Raw genomic sequence first — 16,890 nt, forward strand, 5'->3', positions numbered from 1 at the left:
GTCGGCCAAGCATCCTCAACGTCGGTCCGGTCGGGGCCCGGACTCCCCGTGGTGCCGCGCAGCACAAGCTCCGTCGGGGCTGTCACGATCTCAGCCGGAAGGGTCGGATCCCCCATGCGCCGGATGAGCATCTCGGCAGCCAGCTCACCCTGCGCTTGCAAGTCTTGTCACGGGCTGCGCGTTCCCGACGACGTCTCCCTCGTCTCCTTCGACGACGACGAGCTGGGGGCCTACATGCGACCGCCCCTGACCACGGCCAGACTTCCCTACTACGAGATGGGCAGACTCGCGATGGCGATCGCTCTGGCGCCGGACACGGGGAACGGCGAGAACTTGGTGCCGATGCCGCTCCAGGTCCGCGACTCCGTTCGCGACCTGCGGCGCGCCACGTCCTGGTCAGGTTGAGCCCCTCAGGGGCCCGCGGTCAGGCGGCGTGACCGGGACCCGGTCAGCACCGGGGTGGGCAGCGGACGGCCGCGGCACTACGCACCAGGAATCGCGCGGCGCGAGGCGATCATGGTTGCCGCCTACGAAGCCTTCGGCATCCGGGCGCGGGTGCCAGCCCGCCGGCATACCGACCGATCGGCGTCCGGACCCCGAGACCAGGTATGCCGCGCACAGGGCTCACGTGGCGCCCCCCGGAGATACGGGCGCGACCGTGTTCGGTGACCGCGCAGGCCCCGTGATCCGTGGTCCACACGCTGGACGCCGGGCCGTACTTGACGTCGTTGGCCAAGCCTGACCGCTTACCGCTCGTCGTCGAAAGTTTGAACGCCTGCGAGCGATGCACCGGAGGTGCCACACTCGGGGTGAGTCGCGCGCTCGGTCACCAGCCCTCCGACAGCACCCGGTCGAGGGTGTCGACAAAGAAGTCGGCAGCGGCCTGGTCCAAGCACAGTGGCGGCTTCACCTTGAGCACGTTCATCCGGTCACTCGTCGGCTGAATCACCACACCGAGGTCGAGCATCCGGTCGCAGATGGCCGCTGTCTCACTCGATGCCGGTTCGAGCGTCGTCCGGTCGCGCACCAGTTCCACGCCCAGGTAGAGGCCGTATCCGTGGACGGCTCCGATGATGTCGTGCCGTTGCGCCAGCTCTTCGAGACGGGCCTTGAGATGGCCGCCCACCGTTCGAGCGTTTCCCTGCAGGTCCTCGTCACGGATGATGTCGAGCACGCACAGACCGATGCGTGAGGACAGCGGGCTGCCGCCGGTGGAGGAGAAGAAGTAGCCAGCGTCGCGGTACTTGTCGGCCACAGCGCGGCTGGTGATGACGGCTGCCACCGGGACGCCGTTTCCCACTGCCTTCGCCACGGCGATGATGTCGGGAACGACGCCTTGCTGCTCGAATCCCCAGAACCAGTGACCGAGCCGGCCGTAGCCGACCTGGATCTCGTCGGCGATCGTCAGGCCGCCGTGGCGGCGTACCGCGGAGTACACGGCGGCGAGGTATCCCTCGGGCAAGGGCATGCCGCCGGCGTTGCCGTAGTAGGCCTCGCCGATGAAGCCGGCCGGCGCTTGTCCGGATGCGGCGAGCTCGTCGATGGCGGCGGCCGCTTCGGGTCCGTACCGGGTCGCGTCGGCCCCGCGGTGCTGACCCCGGTACGGGTTCGGCGCCGGGACGGTGTGCACCCAGCTGGGTCGGGTGTGCAGGGCATTGGGGTTGTCGGCGACAGAGGTGGAGACCGCGTCCGACGCGTAGGTCCAGCCGTGGTATGCCTCGCTCATCGCGACCATGTCGGACCGGCCGGTGGCCACGAGCGCGAGCCGGATGGCCAGGTCGGTCGCCTCCGAGCCGGAGTTCACCAGGAAGACGGTGTCCAGCGGATCAGGCGCGAGGTCGGCGAGCCGGGCGCTGAACGCGGCGATCGCCTCGTAGTTGAATCGGGAGTTCGTGTTCAACAGCCGTAGCTGGCGTTCGGCAGTTCTCGCGAGACGCGGGTGAGAGTGGCCGACCACCGCGATGTTGTTGATCATGTCCAGCAGCGGGCGACCCTCCTCGGTGATGAGGAAGTGGCGCCAGCCGCGTTCGATCCGGGGCGGCTCGCGGTAGTAGTGCTCCTGGACTTCGGCCAGGGCACGTTCGCGTTGTTGGAGCACGGACTCCGCTGCGCTGCCGACGTCACCTGCGTCCGTCATGGGCAGCCCGAGCAGAGGAGCGGGGTCGGCCAGCGTCGCCAGCCATCCCCGTGCGTACTGCGCGGCTACCCCCTCGGGTACCCCTCCGGCCCGGAGGCCCGCCGTGATCCGGGTTCGACCGCTCGGCACCGTCGTGGCGACCACCGTGCCTGCGCCCACGGCTCCCGTTGCAGAAGCGACGACACCGTGCGCCACCAGCTCGAAGCCGTCGGCGAGCAGCACGATGCCAGACTCGTCGGAGGACACCTCGCAGTCCCACGGTGCCCTGAGCTCCTCGGATCCGGCCGTCCAGAGGTCTATCCCGGTCGCGACAGTCGCAGGCTGCGCGTGCACGAGCACGCCACTGCCGGCAAGGCGTGCCTCGCCGAACCTCGTCACCACGGCGCGATGCCCAGCCGCCAAAAGATCCGCGGCAAGCACCTCCGGAATCTCGGCGTTCTCCCACGCCCCGCCGTCCAGCAACGACGACTGCGGGGACAGGTCTAGCACCGCCGCGTCCGGGAGGGCTAGCAGCACTCCGTCCGGCACGGGCGCCGCTGCAGCGCCACGGATTGCGCTCAGGCCCAGGGCGTCGCCGATCATGGCGGTCATCACCTCGGGCGGGACCGAGAGCGCCTGTTCCGCGATGCGCCACTCCCTGACCAGGCGCGTCTCCGCATAGGCGTTGTCACCGTCGACTGCCACCTGGTGGCAGCCGCTGGCCACCAGGACCCCGGCACGCAGAACCACGAGTGGCCAGATCGCCATGACCTCGGCCTCGGACAGCGGACGCAGGGAGTGGTACGCCCGCACCGCGGGTAGAACGCTGGCCGGCTCCGCGCCGGGGTGGTGCAGGATCGAAGAGATCGCGATCGCGAGCTCGCAGACCGTCCAGGTCCTGGTCAGATCGCTGAAGTCGATCACCCCGTCGACGAGACCGTCTGCGCCGAGCACGGTGTTGTCGTCGGTGAGGTCGAGGTGCACGACCTGTACAGGGAGGTCGGGGACGAGGGGTGCGAGCAGGTGCCAGGCCCTGGCCGCAGCTGTTTCGATCTCGGCACGCCGAGCTGCGGGTAGCGACGAGCCGAGCGTGGCCACCGTCCTGTCTGCATATTGCAGGTCCCACTGCAGGACCCGGTCGAGTCCGTTGCCATCGGTGATGTCAGCCAGCGCCAGGTCGACCTTGGCTGCGACCTCGCCCAACCGGGCCACGCTTCGCGGATCCAGGTAGCCCTTGTCGAAGAGCGTGCCGCCGTCCAGGAACCGGATCAGCCGCGCGACCGCTGGGCCGTCCGGAGTGGCGACCCTGATGCGCTGGGCGACTCCGTCATCACCGCGCAGCACATGGGCGACCCTCAGCTCCGGACATGCAGCGGCTATTCGGTCGGCAGCATCGTCCTGGACTGTGACCTCGGCGGCGCCGAAGGCGGGATTCGACACCTTGAGCACCGCCACTGGTTGGCCGTCGGGCGTCCGGATGAGGAAGTTGGCGTCCTGGTTGCTACCCAGCTGGTGCGCAACGGCGTCGATACCGAACGATTCCCGGACGACCCTTCGAGCCCACGCCTCGTCGACGCGTGGCGCGGGAAGGGTGACGGCGTCGAAGTCCATCCCGGTCGTCATCTCACTGCCCCCGCCCGCTCGTTCCTTGGTTGCTGCTGGGTGATGCGGTCAGGTCCATGCAGCACCGACCAATGCCTCGTGGGTGATCGCACCCTCCGCCACCGTCAGGATGATCGGAGCGTCGACCAGCTCGTCCGGCGGCGCAAGCAGCGGGTCCACCGCGAACGCGGTCAGGTCCGCGCGCTTGCCGACCTCGAGGGTGCCCGCGACGTCGTCCTCGCCGACCGACCACGCCGCGTGCACGGTGTAGCCCTCGAGCGCCATCCGGGCAGTGATCGCCTGCTCCGGCCCGATCGGCGCACGGTCCGGGGCGCCGCCGCGCCGGCGCAGCTGCGCGGCGGCCAGGATGCCTCGAGGGTCGAAGTCCGCGATCGGCCAGTCCGAGCCGAGCGCGACGCGCACGCCCGCGTCTCGCAGGTCGCGGATCCGCCAGCCGCGGCTCGTCCGCGCCGGGCCCAGCCGCGTCGACCAGTTGTCGCTGTGATCTGGTGCGGTGTACTCCGTGCAGTGCGTGGGCTGCATGCTGGCGGTGATCGGCAGCCTCGCGAACACCTCGACCAGGTCGTCCGGGATGGTCTCGACGTGCTCGATCCGGTGCCGCACCCGGCCACCGGCTCGAGCCACCGCCTGGAGCGCATGCCGGACGCCCTGGTCACCGATCGCGTGCGTGGTGGTCGGCACGTCGTGGGCGTCGAACCAGCCGATGGCGCGGGAGAATTCCGCCGGATCGGGCCAGTACGGCGACGTCGACTCGCCCAGCGTGTCGGGCTCGGCGAGCCACGCCGTGCCGTTGTCCACGGTGCCGTCGATGAACAGCTTCGCGCCGCGCACGTACCAGCGACGACCGCCCGTGCCTTGCAGTTGCGCGACCCTCGCCCAGTCCGCTTCGTGCGTGCCTGGCTGCACCCAAGGGGAGCATCGCAACCGGACCGGCAGCTCGCCCTCGGCCTCGATCAGCCCGTAGACCGCAGGCGCCTCGGGCGCGTGCTCGAGCGCGTGGGCCGCGGTGATCCCGAGCGCAGCCATTCCCGACAGCGCCTCGTGGGCGCGTGCGGCGATCTCCTCGACGGATGCCTCGGGCGCCGCGGTGTCCACCAGGGCGATCGCGGCCGCCTCGAGCAGCAGCCCGGTCGGCCGCCCGTGGGCGTCGCACACGACCTCCGACCGCTGGTCGAAGGCGCGCGGGCCGTCGACGCCGGCGACCCGCAGCGCCTCGGTGGAGGCGAGCGCCGAGTGGCCGTCGAAGAGCCTGATCAGCGCCGGCCGTCTGCCGACCACGTCGTCGATGTCCGCTGCGGTCAGCCTCCTTCCGTGCACCACGTTCGGGTCCAGGCCCCAACCGAGCACCCAGGTGCCGGGCTCGAGGGTGGCGGCATGGTCGGTCAGCGCGCGGCGGACGCCGTCGAGGTCGAGGCCGAGCAACGCGACGCCGCGCGTGAGCTTGGCTCCCAGCACGGGGTGGACGTGCGCGTCGATGAGACCGGGCGTGACCGTCGCCCCGCCCAGGTCGACGACCCGGGTCGCCGCTCCCCGCCACGCGGTGACGTCCTCACGACTGCCGAGGGCGGCGATCCGGCCGTCGCGGATCGCCACAGCGGTCACGCCCAGTTCTGCGCCGGCCATGGTTCTGATCCGGTCGGCGGTGACGATGAGGTCGATCATTCCGGCAGCTCCACGCCGGCGTCGTCGCGGGCGAGCAGAGCGATTGTGTCGGGTCGGATGCTTCGCAGCACGAGGCCGCCGACGACACCGAGCAGGAGCACGGCTGGGACAACCGCGAGCAGCACGTCGTTGGTCGCCTTGGGCGCGCCGGTGAGCACGTCGAGGTGCTTGACCACCATGTAGATGACCCACGCCATCAGCCCAACCGCGACCACCGAGCTGGAGATGAGGAACATCCGTCGCGGCATGTCCCGACGGCGCAGGAAGAACGCGACCGCCGCGGCTGCCGCGAGCGCCTGCAACACGATGATGCCGATGACGCCGGGAGTGTTGACCTTGATGAGCAGGTCCTGGAACGGGTCGAGTCCCGCCAGCCCGAAGACGAGCACAACGGTGAGCGCCAGCAGGCTCTGCACCGCACCCGCGAACGCCGGGCTTCCAGCACGGTTGGTGCGGGCGAACAGGCGCGGCAGCGCACCGCTCTGCGCCATCCCGAAGGTGTAGCGGTTGATCGCGTTGTGGAAGGCGAGCTGCGAGGCGTAGACGCTGGTCACGATGAGGGCGTACATCGCGTGCTCGGCCCAGCCGCCGACGTACTGATGGATGGTGGCGAAGAACAGCGCCGGCCCCTGCTCGCCGGCCCGGGCCTGGACGTCGGCCTGTCCGATCGCCTGCACCACCGTCCAGGCGATGAAGCAGTAGAACAGCGCCATGAACCCGACCGCGGCGTACGTCGCCCGCGGGATCGTGCGGGCGGGGTCACGCGCCTCCGCACGGTACAACGCCGTCGACTCGAACCCCATGAACGCGGCGAAGCAGATCCCGAGGACCGCGAGCACCCCGCTGGTGAAGATGTTGTGGGGGTCGAACGAGGCGACCCCGAGTCCGTTCGCGCCACCCTGAACGACGATGGCGATGCCCATGATCGCCAGGATCGCCGACTCCAGGGTGATCAGCACCACGAGCACCTTTGCGCCGACATCGATCCCGAGCGCTCCGAGGATGAACACGGCCACCACAGCGATCGCCGAGATCACCCACCACGGAGCGGTCACGCCGAAGAGGTCGTCGAGCGCCGCGCGAGTCTGGATCCCGAGGAGACCGTAGACCCCGATCTGGAGGAAGTTGTAGGACACGATGGCCAGCACCGCGGCGGCGAAACCGGCAGTGCCGCCGAACGCGTGCCCGATGTAGACGAAGAAGCCGCCGGTTCGTCTGATCTCTGCCGCCATCGCGGTGAACCCGATCGCGAAGATCGCCAGCACCGCACCGGCCAGCAGATAGGCACCGGGCACGCCGACGCCGCCGATGGCCAGTGCCACCGGGGCGACGCCGGCCATGACTGTGAGGGGGGCGGCCGCAGAGATGACGGTCGCCATCACGCCGACGGTGCCGATGGAGTCCGGGCGGAGCTCCGTCGAGCCCGACCTGGGCGAAGATGGTGCCGAGACCGAGGAGGTGGAGCTGGCAGGGAGTGCAGACATGGCGACCTCGATGCTGTAAACGAATGATGTTCGTTTAGAGTGATGGCGACCTGTCTCACATGTCAAGGGATCCGTCGAGAATCTGTCTGGCTAGAGAGGAAACCGTGGGTAGGCCCCGTACGCCGTTGTTGTCCAAGGACGCCATCGCGATGGCAGCGCTCCGTCTGGTCGATGGCACGGGCGAGTTCACCATCGCCCAGGTCGCCGACGCCCTCAGAGTGCGACCCTCGTCGCTCTACAACCACGTCTCCAGCAAGGGCGAGATCGTCGAGGCGATGCGCTCCTTGGTGTTCCGCGAGGGCGGCGTGTCCCGCGAGGGCGGCCTCGCGGCCGGCGACTCCGGCCCGTGGGAGCAGACGGTGCGCGCGATGCTCCGCCGGTACCGCGAGTGTTTCGCCCGGCACCAGCGCCTCATTCCGCTGGTGACCGCGTACACCGTGTCGTCTCCGGAAGTCATGGGCATGTACGACGAGCTCGCCGAGACCCTGAGGGCCGCGGACGTGCCGGACGGGCAGCTGCTGGACGTGATCACGATGTGTGACAGCGTTGTCTTCGGCGCTGCCCTCGACCTCGCAGCGCCCGATGAGGTCTGGGCGGTGGACCAGGCCCGCAGCCCCGCGTTGATCGCGGCGATCCAGCAGGCCGGCTCCGGACGGCAACGATCTGATCGGGCCTTCGATCTCGCCCTGGACATCCTCATCGCGGGCATCGCCCGCTTGGCCGACGGGGGCCAGCCCTAATCGTGGCCCAGCGTTCGAAAGTCAAGTCCTATGACCCAGAATGCAGCCGCGCGGTCCAAACAAGCGCCGCGTTTCCGCAGGTCAGCAGGCTGAAGATGAGGCCGTGAATCTTCCTGCGTCGGCTACCCCTGCCGGATAATGACAGAGCACCTCTAGCCGGCGTTTCCGCTGGTCAGGGGCCCTCTGCTGCACTGGGCGACAGGTGAAGGATTCGAACCTTCGAAGCTTTCGCGATGGATTTCCAGACCGAGGGATGCCACCGCACTGCGGCGGACCCGGACCGGGCCATGCCTCCACGGTGAACGCCGAAGTCTCGTTCTGACCCGGCACACCGGTTATGGGCTGGACCTCACCGGTCGGAACCCGCCCTCCTCAAGCACGGTGCGGGACGCAACAACGACACATCGGCCCTTTGCCTTGGAACATGGCCGCTCATGCCTGAATGTCTACGGCCGCATCCGCGATCTTGTCGCGAATGGCGTCCGAGACATTGCGGGTGTCATCGGTCCCACCGATGTCGCGGGTCCGGGGACCGTCCCGCAGCACCGTGTCGATAGCCCGGTTGATGCCGCTGGCTGCGGTTGTCTCGCCGAGGAAGTCGAGCATGAGCGCGCCGGTGGCGATCTGCCCCACTGGATTGGCGATGCCGCGTCCGGCGATGTCCGGTGCTGAACCGTGCACTGGTTCGAACATGGAGGGATATCGCCGCTCTGGGTTGAGGTTTCCGCTGGCTGCGAGCCCGATCGATCCCACGCACGCGGCCGCCAGATCCGACAGGATGTCGCCGAAGAGGTTGGACGCGACCACGACATCGAACTGCTGAGGGCGCGTCACCATCGCAGCGGCGAACGCATCGATCAGCAGGCTCCGTAGTTCCACCCCGGGTTGCTCGGCCACGGTCTGGGCCACGACCTCGTCCCAGAACGGCATCGAGTGGATGATCCCGTTGGACTTCGTGGCCGAGGTCAGCTGCCCGCGCCGCGTCGCGGCCAGCTCGGCTGCATAGCGTGCTACCCGCGTCGTTCCCTGCCTGGTGAAGATCGCCTCCTGCACGGCGAGCTCTGCGTCGGTGCCGCGCCCGAACCGGCCACCCACTTCCGAGTACTCGCCCTCCACGTTCTCCCGGACGATCACCATGTCGGTGCCCTCGGGGTTGGCGAGCGGGCTGGACACGCCCGGCACATGCCGCACCGGTCGAAGGTTGACGCACTGCTGGAAACCGCGGCGAATCGGAATCAGCAGCCCCCACAGGGTGACGTGGTCGGGAATGTCCGGTGCCCCGACTGCCCCGAAGAACACGGCATCGTGCTGCGCCAGTTGGTCGAGGCCGTCGGAGGGCATCATCGTCCCGTGCTCGCGGTAGTACTCGGAGCCCCAGGGATAGGGAGTCCAGTCGACCGTGAACCCGTGACGTACGCCGGCGGCGTCGATGACCTCGGTGGCCAGTGGGACCACCTCGGTCCCGATCCCGTCGCCGGCGATGACGGCGATCGAGTGTCGCCTGGTGCTGGTGTCGTTGCTCATGACCACCCCATGGCGATGCCGATGTACTTCAGCTCGAGGAACTCGTCGATGCCGACGCTGCCACCCTCGCGGCCCAGCCCGGACTCCTTGACCCCGCCGAAGGGCGCGGCCGGGTTGGACACAACGCCCTGGTTGAGCCCGACCATGCCGGACTCCATCGCCTCGCCGACCCGCAACGCACGTCGCAGGTCGTTGGTGTAGACGTAGGCAACCAATCCGTACGGGGTGTCGTTGGCGACTGCCACGACCTCTGCCTCGGTGCTGAACGGGGTGAGCGGGGCCACCGGGCCGAAGATCTCCTCGCTCGCCATCCGCGCCTGCGGCGACACCCCGGTGAGCACGGTCGGTGCGTAGAAGTACCCGGCACGCTCACCCGCACCACCACCCGTCAGGACGGTCGCACCACGGTCCACCGCGTCAGCCACAAGCTCGGCGACCTTTCTCTGGGCCGCATCGTCGATCAGCGGTCCGACCGTGACACCCTCCTCAGTCCCGCGCCCGACCTTGAGGGCGGCCATCTTCTCGGAGAGCCGAGCACCGAACTCTTCGATCACGGACTCGTGGACGTAGATGCGGTTCGCGGCCGTGCATGCCTCCCCCATGTTGCGCATCTTGGCGGCCATGGCACCGGCCACCGCCTCGTCGAGGTCGGCGTCCTCGAACACGATGAACGGAGCGTTTCCGCCCAGCTCCATGGATGTGCGCAGGACCTTGTCGGCGCACTGCTCCAGCAGGATCTTGCCGACCTTGGTGGAGCCGGTGAAGGACAGCTTGCGCGCCAGACCCGAACGGATCAGCGGCTCCACCACCTCGTTCGCTCGCATGCAGGTCACGATGTTCACGACCCCGTCGGGCAGTCCAGCCTCGGCGAGGATGGCGCCGAGGGCCAGCATCGACAAGGGTGTCTGGGGCGCAGGCTTGATGACGCTGGTGCAGCCCGCGGCGATCGCCGGCCCGATCTTGCGCGTTCCCATCGCCATCGGGAAGTTCCACGGGGTGATCAGCAGACAGGGGCCGACCGGTTGCCTGGTCACCAGGAACCGCGCATCCCCGGCCGGCGATGTTTGGTAGCCGCCGTCGATCCGTAGTGCCTCACCGGCGAAGTGCCGAAGGAACTCCGCGGCATACGCGATCTCCCCCCTGGCTTCGGCCACCGGTTTGCCCATCTCCAGGGTCATCAGCAGCGCCAGGTCGTCGATCCGCTCGTGCAGCAGGTCGAAAGCCCGGTTCAGGATGTCTGCCCGTTCACGCGGGCTGGTCCGGGCGAACGACGACTGCGCAGCCACGGCGGCATCCAGTGCGCGGCGACCGTCCGCGGGGGTTGCGTCAGCGACGGCACACAACGGCTCGCCGGTCGAGGGGTCGATCACGTCGAAGGTCGCGCCATCCTCGGAGTCGACCCAGCGCCCGTCAATGAGCAGCTGCTTGGGGACTGCCTTGATGAGGCGCGACTCACGCTCGGTCAGCGCTGAGGTGGCCGGTGCTGCGGCGTGTGTGCTCATGAGAACCTCTCCAGGATCCAGGTGATGTGGGGCTGTTTCCGACTTTCGATGCCGCGCTGGCGAGGCGAGCCCCTTGGCGCTGTCCGTCGGTCGGGGAAGGGGCGCGGTGGTCGCGCCGGCTGTCAACGTGGCCCGTCGTAGGACGCCAGCGCACCGTCGATCGCGTCGACGATCTGCGCCACGTCATCGTCGGTGCAGACGAACGGCGGACAGATCTGGAGCGTGTTGTCGTGGATGGTCCTGATCAGGACGCCAGACTCCGCACAGGCGTCGATGATCGGGTCGGCGTCCACCTCGGCGCGGAGCTGGACACCGGCCATGAAGCCGGCGCCCGCACGCACGTCGACGACCAGCTCGCTGTTGCGCAGTGGCTTCACCATCAGCTCCAGGACAGCCTCCAGCCGGCCGGCCTCCTCGACGAGGGACTCCTCGGCCAGCACCTCGAGGTTCGCCATGGCGACGACACAGGCAGTGGCGTGCCCGGAGTAGGTGAGTCCATGGCGGAAGATGGGCGCGTCCGGCCCGGCAAAGAAGCGGTCCGCCACACGGGGGGCGACCAGGACACCTCCCAGCGGCGCGTAGCCCGAAGTGATGCCCTTCGCCACCGTCACGATGTCCGGCACGATGCCCCAGCGCTGGGAGGCGAACATGTGCCCCGTCCGGCCGAAGCCCGTGATGACCTCGTCGGCGATGAACAGGATGTCGTGCTGCCGGCACAATGCCTCGAGCCCCTCGAGGTAGCCCTCGGCAGGCCCGATCACTCCCCCCGTGCCGATGACCGGCTCGGCGATGATGGCTGCGATGTTCTCGGGCCCCAGCTCCAGGACCGAGCGGCCGACGTCCTGGAGGTCGTTCGTGGAGATCCGGGCGGTCTCGGGCACCAGGGAGTCGGCTCCGTAACCCTCCCGGTTGTAGCTGAGACCAGCGACGCTGGTCCCGAAGGCGTGCAGCCCGTGGTAGGCATTGTGGCGGCTAAGGATGAGCTTCTTGCCCGGCCGGCCTTCCAGCTGCCAGTGCCGCCGCGCCAGCTTGCAGGCGAGGTCGACCGAGTCAGAGCCGCCACTGGTGAGCATCACCTTGGCACCCGCCATCGGCGCCTCGGCCGCGAGCCAGTCCGCCAACTGAAGAGCGGGTTCGTTCACTGTCCGTCCGAAGGTGTGATAGGTCTCCAGCTTCGTCATCTGGTCGTATGCCGCGCGAGCGAGCCGTTCGCGGCCGTGCCCGATGTTGGCGTGCCAGAGACTCGAGGTCGCGTCGATGAGACGGTCACCGGTCGACGTCTCCAGCCAGACTCCCTTGCCGCCAGTGATGACCAGCCTCCGCTTCCGCGCTGTGGGCATGTGAGCCTGCGGGTTCCAGTACGCATCGCCGGGGGTGATTTCTCGTACGCCGATCATGAAGTAACTGTAGTACAGTTGAACTGAACTGCACAAGCCCACGATTTCGCTTATGATGGCCCCATGTCAGCACTGGATGGCCTTGTGATTCACCGACAGACCGCCGCCCAGCAGGTGGCCAATGGCCTGGCCTCCCGGATCCTCAGCGGCGCGTTCGCCGCCGGGGCACCACTGCGGGAGAGCGCAATCGCTGCAGAGCTCGGCGTCGCTCGGAACACCGTGCGCGAAGCCGTCCGGATCCTCGAGCTGAGCGGGCTCGTACGTCACGAGGTCAACCGCGGCGCGGTGGTGATCTCGCCCACCCCGGAAAGGGTGGAGGCGCTGTACGCCGCCCGCGAGCGACTCGAGACCGCGGCGGCGGCGCGCCCCGCGAGCCCGGACCACATCGCCAAGCTCAGGAGCGCCTACCAGCGACTGGAACAGGCGGCGTCAACGCATGAACCAGCGCAGATCGTCGAAGTGGACCTGGAGTTCCACTCCGCCATCGTCGGAATGCTCGACAGCAGCAGGCTAGACATCTTCTACACAGAGCTCATGGTCGAGCTGCGGTTCTACCTGATGGTGCTGTCGGTCGAAGATCGCGAGTTCGAGCGTCCCCAAGACTTGCTGGTCGAGCACAAGGACATCCTCGACGCCATCGAGTCCGGCGACAGCGGTAAGGCGGTGGAAGCGGTTCGCTCGCACATCGTCCGCAATGCGGCACGTGTGGCGCAGATTGTCGCCGCGCGGGGGGACGGCTCCGGAGACTCTGGGGCTGCCGCACGCTGATCGGCGTCCTCATGGCGCGCCGAGCCTCAGACGAGGCGCTCGGGCCGGACGAATTCGAGACCCTCGACCCCTGCGGGGCGGCCCAGCGCCTCGGAGGCGGCGATCGACCCGAATGCCGAGGCCATCTTGAATCCAGCACCGGAGAAGCCCGTTGCCAGATAGATCCGGTCGCTGCCCGGGACAAAACCCACGAGGGGCGTGGCATCACTCGTGTACAGATCCGGGTACGCATCGGAGCGCACGATGCAGGGAATCAGCCCAGGCAGGAACTGCGCAACCGTCTCCTCGGACTCAGCGATCTCCGCTGCGGTGAGCGCACGATCGACACTGTTTGCGTTGGGTGCCGGCTGCCCCCGGCCATCCAGCGTCGCCTTGACGCTCGCTCCATCGAGGGTGGGCGCCCCATAGAGGGAGCGTTGACCGGTGATCCGGATGAAGATTGGAAACCTTTCCGGCTCGAACTCCTTGGGGTCGCGCGCCGCGAACCAAGAGAGGTAGATCCGCCAGGTCTGCACTTGACCCTGCAGCGAAGATGGGAGCAGGTCGCGCGACCACGCGCCGGAGGACACGATGACCCGCTCGAACACCCAGGTGTCGGCGTCCGTGCTGATCCGGACGCCGCCCGGCACCTCGCGGATCTCGCGGATCGGCGTACCGGTCACCACGCTGGCCCCGTTGTTCTTCGCCGCGTCGATCGCTGACAGGACAGCGCGATCCGTGCGCAAGAAGCCTCCCTCGGGATCCAAGATCCCGCATTCGCCCGCAGCGAGGCGGTGTTGCGGATAGCGACGCTCCATCTCGGCGTGGTCGAGGATCTCGTGCGGCGCACCCGTCCGCTTGATCGACTCGAGCAGTGCGGGGATGTAGCTGCCGTCGATCTCCCCGATCGAGAGGCCACCGCACTGGGTCAGGATGGTCTGACCGGACTGCTGCTCGAGCTCCCGCCACAGATGCTGGGCGACCCGGAGCACCGGGTAGTAGCTCCCCTCCCCGCGATAGGTCATCCGAAACAGCCGGGTGTCGCCGCCGACGGCGCTACGCGGGTGGGCGGGAGACGCGGCTTCCAAACCGACGACGGATCGCGACGTCTGGGACGCCTGCCAGAGCGCCATGCTGCCGATGCTGCCGAGGCCGATGACGGCCAGCTGTCCGTCCGACATCTACACCAACACCTTCTCCAGGAACTTCTGGGTACGGGGCTCCTTGGGGTTGCAGATGACGTTCTTGGATGGTCCTTGTTCGACAACGAGGCCGCCGTCCATGAACATCACCGTGTCGGCGACCTCCTTGGCGAAGCCCATCTCGTGGGTGGCCACCATCATGGTCATGCCGCGTTCGGCGAGGTCCTTCATCACGGCGAGGACCTCCCCGACACGTTCGGGGTCCAGGGCGCTGGTCGGCTCGTCGAACAGCATCACCTGCGGGTCCATCGCCAACGCGCGGGCGATGGCCACGCGTTGCTGCTGACCTCCAGACATCTGCCAGGGGTAGTGCTCGCCGTGGCCCTCGAGCCCGACGCTGGCCAGCAGCGAGTCGGCCCGCTGCGACGCCTCGCGTTTCGGCGTCCCCTTCACCAGCACCGGCCCCGACATGACGTTCTCGCGGGCGGTCATGTTGGGGAAGAGGTTGAACTGCTGGAACACCATCCCGATCCGAGTGCGTTGGGCGGCAAGCTCCTTGCGGGGCAGCGCCTGGTAGGCGTTGTCGGTCTCGCGGAAGCCGAGGTCCTCGCCGTTGACGCGCAGGACCCCGCGGTCGACCTCCTCCAACCCGTTGACGCACCGCAGCAGGGTCGACTTGCCCGACCCGCTCGGGCCGATCAGGCAGACGATCTCACCGCACTTGACGTCCAGGTCGATCCGGTCCAGGACCACCCGGTCGCCGAAGGACTTGCGCAGGCCGCGCGCGTACACGGTGCCCACGCCGCCGGTCACGCCGCCGGTCACGCTGTTGGCCGGGTTGTTGGTCACGTCGTTGCTCACGTCGGTCATCTGGCTTCACCACCCACGGTTGCGTCCAGCGGGAGCTGGGGCTGTGCGGCGCCGGTGGCGACGCGGGACTTGGAGCGGGAGTACTTCTTCTCGATCAGGGACTGGGGGTAGCTCAGGGCGAGGGTCATGAGCAGGTACCACAGGCAGGCCACGATCAGCAGCGGGATGGTCTGGTAGGTGCGCGCATAGATCAGCTGGACGCTCTGCAGCAGCTCAGCCACCCCGAGGACGCTGACCAGCGACGTCTCCTTGAACATGCCGATCACCTGGTTGCCGACGGCGGGGATCACGGTCGGCATCGACTGCGGGATGATGATCCGCCACAGCTTCGTCCGACCGCTCATGCCGAGGGAGTCCGCGGCCTCGAGCTGCCCCTTGTCCACCGAGGCGAACCCGCCGCGGATGATCTCGGCCAAGTAAGCCGCCACGTTCATCGACAGCCCGACGATGGCCGCCGTGGTGGCACTCATCAACGCGTTCACGTCCACCGCCTGAGAGACATCGGTGAACGGGATCCCGATCCTGATGTTCGGGTAGAGCGCGGCGATGTTGAACCAGAAGATCAGCTGGACCAGCACCGGGGTGCCACGGAAGAACGTGATGTAGCCCGACGCGAGCAACATCAGGGGCCGCACCTTCGAGACCCGCAGGATCGCGATGAACATGGCCAGGATGGTGCCGAAGAACATCGTCAACGCGGTCAGCACCAGCGTCAGGACCAGGCCCTTGAGCACCGTGGGGGCGGTGAAGTACTGCGCCACCACGCCCCACTGGTAGTTCTCGTTCGTCGCCAGCGTGTGTGCCACGCCGATGACGATGAGCAGACACAGCGCCCACGCGGCGTACTCCAGGAGTCCTCGTTGGTGCACCCGCGGCTTCTCGGTGGTCTTCACCCGTCTCATCTCCTCGGTCGGGGCCCGCTGTCCAAGACTGATGCCCGACGCCACGGCGCTACTTCAACAGTTCCGACGTCGGGATGGCGCCACCGCCGAGGCCCCACTTGTCCAGTGTGGCCTTGTACGCCGGCCCGTCCATCAGCGACTGCATCGCGGCATGCAGCGCCGGCGCGAGCGGGGAGTTCTTCGCCACCCCGAGGGCCACGATGTCGTTCCCTTGCTTCTTCTTGTACTGCTGCGGGAACAGCTCGAACGCCTGCGGCTGCTGCTTGGCCGCCCACCCCAGCTGGGAGGTGTCGGAGAAGACCCCGTCTATCCGCTTCGAGGCGAGCTGGGTCAACGCTCCCTGCACGTTCGGCAGGACCACGGCGTCGACGGGATCCGCGCCGTTGCCCTGACACGCCTTGGAGATCTCGGGGACGTAGGTCTCCTGCTGCGTGCTACCGGTCATCACCGCGATCTTCCTGCCGCACAGGGACTGGTCGGTCAGGTCCAGGTCCAGCGGGTTGCCCTTCGCCACGATGAGGGACGACCCGGCGGACCAGTAGGTGACCATGTCCAGCACCTTGAGCCGCTCCGGCGTCGGAGTCATGTTGGTGGCGGTGAAGTCGTAGCGCTGAGCCGCGATCCCCGGGATCACTCCATCCCAGGCCACGTTCTTGACCTCGACCTTCAGCCCGAGCGTCTGGCCTAGCAGGTGAGCGATGTCGACGTTGTACCCGATCGGCGTCTTGTTGTCCTCGGCGAGGAACGAGGTGGGTGGGTAGTGCAGGTCCGCGGCCATCGTGATCGTCCCGCCCTTTCGCAGGTCCGCCGGCAGCAGCTTGACCGCCTCCGGGTCCGCCTTCACGTTCGGCAGCGAGTCGGCGGAGGCGTCGGCGGCGCTGGGGCCGCCGTTGGCCGCGGCGCCACCCCCTCCGCACGCACTGATCGTCAGCAGGAGTGCAGCCCCCGAAGCCAGGGCGGCGAACTTCGTTCCAACTCTCATGGTCTTTCCCTTCCAGCGATGGACTCTTGCCAGCCATCGAAGCATGTCTTCAGCCGATTGTCGACAATCTGCTAACAAAACTTTGACTTTTCGTTCGGGGACGCTTCAGGGACATGGGGCCACACGGCCCCTGCCAACGTCTCGAGTCCAGCGCAAGAGTCCGTTCAGGGACGCCCGGGAGACCTCAGACTGTGGCCCT

13 protein-coding genes are annotated in these 16,890 nt (G+C 68.1%); 3 read left to right on the top strand and 10 right to left on the bottom strand.

The annotated features are described in order from the left end of the window. Positions 1 to 114: 114 nt before the first annotated feature. Positions 115 to 405, top strand: coding sequence for a substrate-binding domain-containing protein (locus ASG91_RS21315; RefSeq protein WP_056924100.1), 291 nt, complete (start codon positions 115 to 117; stop codon positions 403 to 405). A gap of 421 nt (positions 406 to 826) precedes the next feature. On the opposite strand, the gene ASG91_RS18530 is transcribed toward ASG91_RS21315, so the two are convergent. From ASG91_RS18530 to ASG91_RS18540, 3 genes are read right to left on the bottom strand one after another with little or no spacing between them, the layout of a single operon-like run. After that, positions 827 to 3,739: an aminotransferase gene (locus ASG91_RS18530; RefSeq protein ID WP_056924101.1), complete on the bottom strand. Its 2,913-nt coding sequence runs from the start codon at positions 3,737 to 3,739 to the stop codon at positions 827 to 829. A gap of 48 nt (positions 3,740 to 3,787) precedes the next feature. Beyond that, a complete protein-coding gene (locus ASG91_RS18535) occupies positions 3,788 to 5,401 on the bottom strand; it encodes an amidohydrolase (protein WP_056924102.1) in 1,614 nt (537 codons plus the stop codon). Continuing rightward, positions 5,398 to 6,885: an APC family permease gene (locus ASG91_RS18540; protein WP_056924103.1), complete on the bottom strand. Its 1,488-nt coding sequence runs from the start codon at positions 6,883 to 6,885 to the stop codon at positions 5,398 to 5,400. The genes ASG91_RS18535 and ASG91_RS18540 overlap by 4 nt, the downstream gene beginning before the upstream one ends. Before the next feature lie 104 nt (positions 6,886 to 6,989). On the opposite strand from ASG91_RS18540, the gene ASG91_RS18545 reads away from it, so the two are divergent. Further along, positions 6,990 to 7,625: a TetR/AcrR family transcriptional regulator gene (locus ASG91_RS18545; RefSeq protein WP_162257553.1), complete on the top strand. Its 636-nt coding sequence runs from the start codon at positions 6,990 to 6,992 to the stop codon at positions 7,623 to 7,625. A 432-nt stretch (positions 7,626 to 8,057) separates the two neighbouring features. Here the strand turns inward: ASG91_RS18545 and ASG91_RS18550 are convergent, their stop codons facing one another. The 3 genes from ASG91_RS18550 to ASG91_RS18560 form a co-directional block, all read right to left on the bottom strand. Continuing rightward, entirely contained in the window at positions 8,058 to 9,149 is a 1,092-nt protein-coding gene (locus ASG91_RS18550) for a tartrate dehydrogenase (RefSeq protein ID WP_056924273.1), read from the bottom strand. Further along, the gene (locus tag ASG91_RS18555) at positions 9,146 to 10,651 is read right to left on the bottom strand and encodes an NAD-dependent succinate-semialdehyde dehydrogenase (RefSeq protein WP_056924105.1); all 1,506 of its coding nucleotides are present in this window, start codon (positions 10,649 to 10,651) and stop codon (positions 9,146 to 9,148) included. The genes ASG91_RS18550 and ASG91_RS18555 overlap by 4 nt, the downstream gene beginning before the upstream one ends. A 122-nt stretch (positions 10,652 to 10,773) precedes the next feature. Next, entirely contained in the window at positions 10,774 to 12,048 is a 1,275-nt protein-coding gene (locus ASG91_RS18560; protein ID WP_056924106.1) for an aspartate aminotransferase family protein, read from the bottom strand. A 63-nt stretch (positions 12,049 to 12,111) separates the two neighbouring features. Here ASG91_RS18560 and ASG91_RS18565 point away from each other — a divergent pair, with 63 nt between their 5' ends. Next, positions 12,112 to 12,816, top strand: coding sequence for a GntR family transcriptional regulator (locus ASG91_RS18565; RefSeq protein ID WP_082594312.1), 705 nt, complete (start codon positions 12,112 to 12,114; stop codon positions 12,814 to 12,816). Between the two features lie 26 nt (positions 12,817 to 12,842). Here the strand turns inward: ASG91_RS18565 and solA are convergent, their stop codons facing one another. From solA to ASG91_RS18585, 4 genes are read right to left on the bottom strand one after another with little or no spacing between them, the layout of a single operon-like run. Continuing rightward, positions 12,843 to 13,976 (bottom strand): N-methyl-L-tryptophan oxidase, encoded by a 1,134-nt coding sequence (gene solA, locus ASG91_RS18570; protein WP_056924108.1) that lies wholly within the window; start codon positions 13,974 to 13,976, stop codon positions 12,843 to 12,845. Next, on the bottom strand, positions 13,977 to 14,807 hold the full coding sequence (locus tag ASG91_RS18575) for an amino acid ABC transporter ATP-binding protein (RefSeq protein WP_082594313.1): 831 nt from the start codon (positions 14,805 to 14,807) through the stop codon (positions 13,977 to 13,979). After that, positions 14,804 to 15,709, bottom strand: coding sequence for an amino acid ABC transporter permease (locus ASG91_RS18580; protein WP_056924109.1), 906 nt, complete (start codon positions 15,707 to 15,709; stop codon positions 14,804 to 14,806). Before ASG91_RS18580 ends, ASG91_RS18575 begins: the two co-directional genes overlap by 4 nt. Positions 15,710 to 15,758: 49 nt before the next feature. After that, positions 15,759 to 16,691, bottom strand: a complete 933-nt coding sequence (locus ASG91_RS18585) for an ABC transporter substrate-binding protein (protein WP_056924110.1) — start codon at positions 16,689 to 16,691, stop codon at positions 15,759 to 15,761. Positions 16,692 to 16,890: the final 199 nt, after the last annotated feature.

Source organism: Phycicoccus sp. Soil802 (assembly GCF_001429605.1).
Classification (GTDB): Bacteria; Actinomycetota; Actinomycetes; order Actinomycetales; family Dermatophilaceae; genus Pedococcus.

Excerpts from the sequence above, each read along its gene's own strand:
- ASG91_RS21315 (WP_056924100.1), top strand. The coding sequence starts at position 115 with ATGCGCCGGATGAGCATCTCGGCAGCCAGCTCACCCTGCGCTTGCAAG.
- ASG91_RS18530 (WP_056924101.1), bottom strand. The coding sequence starts at position 3,739 with ATGACGACCGGGATGGACTTCGACGCCGTCACCCTTCCCGCGCCACGC.
- ASG91_RS18535 (WP_056924102.1), bottom strand. The coding sequence starts at position 5,401 with ATGATCGACCTCATCGTCACCGCCGACCGGATCAGAACCATGGCCGGC.
- ASG91_RS18540 (WP_056924103.1), bottom strand. The coding sequence starts at position 6,885 with ATGTCTGCACTCCCTGCCAGCTCCACCTCCTCGGTCTCGGCACCATCT.
- ASG91_RS18550 (WP_056924273.1), bottom strand. The coding sequence starts at position 9,149 with ATGAGCAACGACACCAGCACCAGGCGACACTCGATCGCCGTCATCGCC.
- ASG91_RS18555 (WP_056924105.1), bottom strand. The coding sequence starts at position 10,651 with ATGAGCACACACGCCGCAGCACCGGCCACCTCAGCGCTGACCGAGCGT.
- ASG91_RS18560 (WP_056924106.1), bottom strand. The coding sequence starts at position 12,048 with ATGATCGGCGTACGAGAAATCACCCCCGGCGATGCGTACTGGAACCCG.
- ASG91_RS18565 (WP_082594312.1), top strand. The coding sequence starts at position 12,112 with ATGTCAGCACTGGATGGCCTTGTGATTCACCGACAGACCGCCGCCCAG.
- solA (WP_056924108.1), bottom strand. The coding sequence starts at position 13,976 with ATGTCGGACGGACAGCTGGCCGTCATCGGCCTCGGCAGCATCGGCAGC.
- ASG91_RS18575 (WP_082594313.1), bottom strand. The coding sequence starts at position 14,807 with ATGACCGACGTGAGCAACGACGTGACCAACAACCCGGCCAACAGCGTG.
- ASG91_RS18580 (WP_056924109.1), bottom strand. The coding sequence starts at position 15,709 with ATGAGACGGGTGAAGACCACCGAGAAGCCGCGGGTGCACCAACGAGGA.
- ASG91_RS18585 (WP_056924110.1), bottom strand. The coding sequence starts at position 16,691 with ATGAGAGTTGGAACGAAGTTCGCCGCCCTGGCTTCGGGGGCTGCACTC.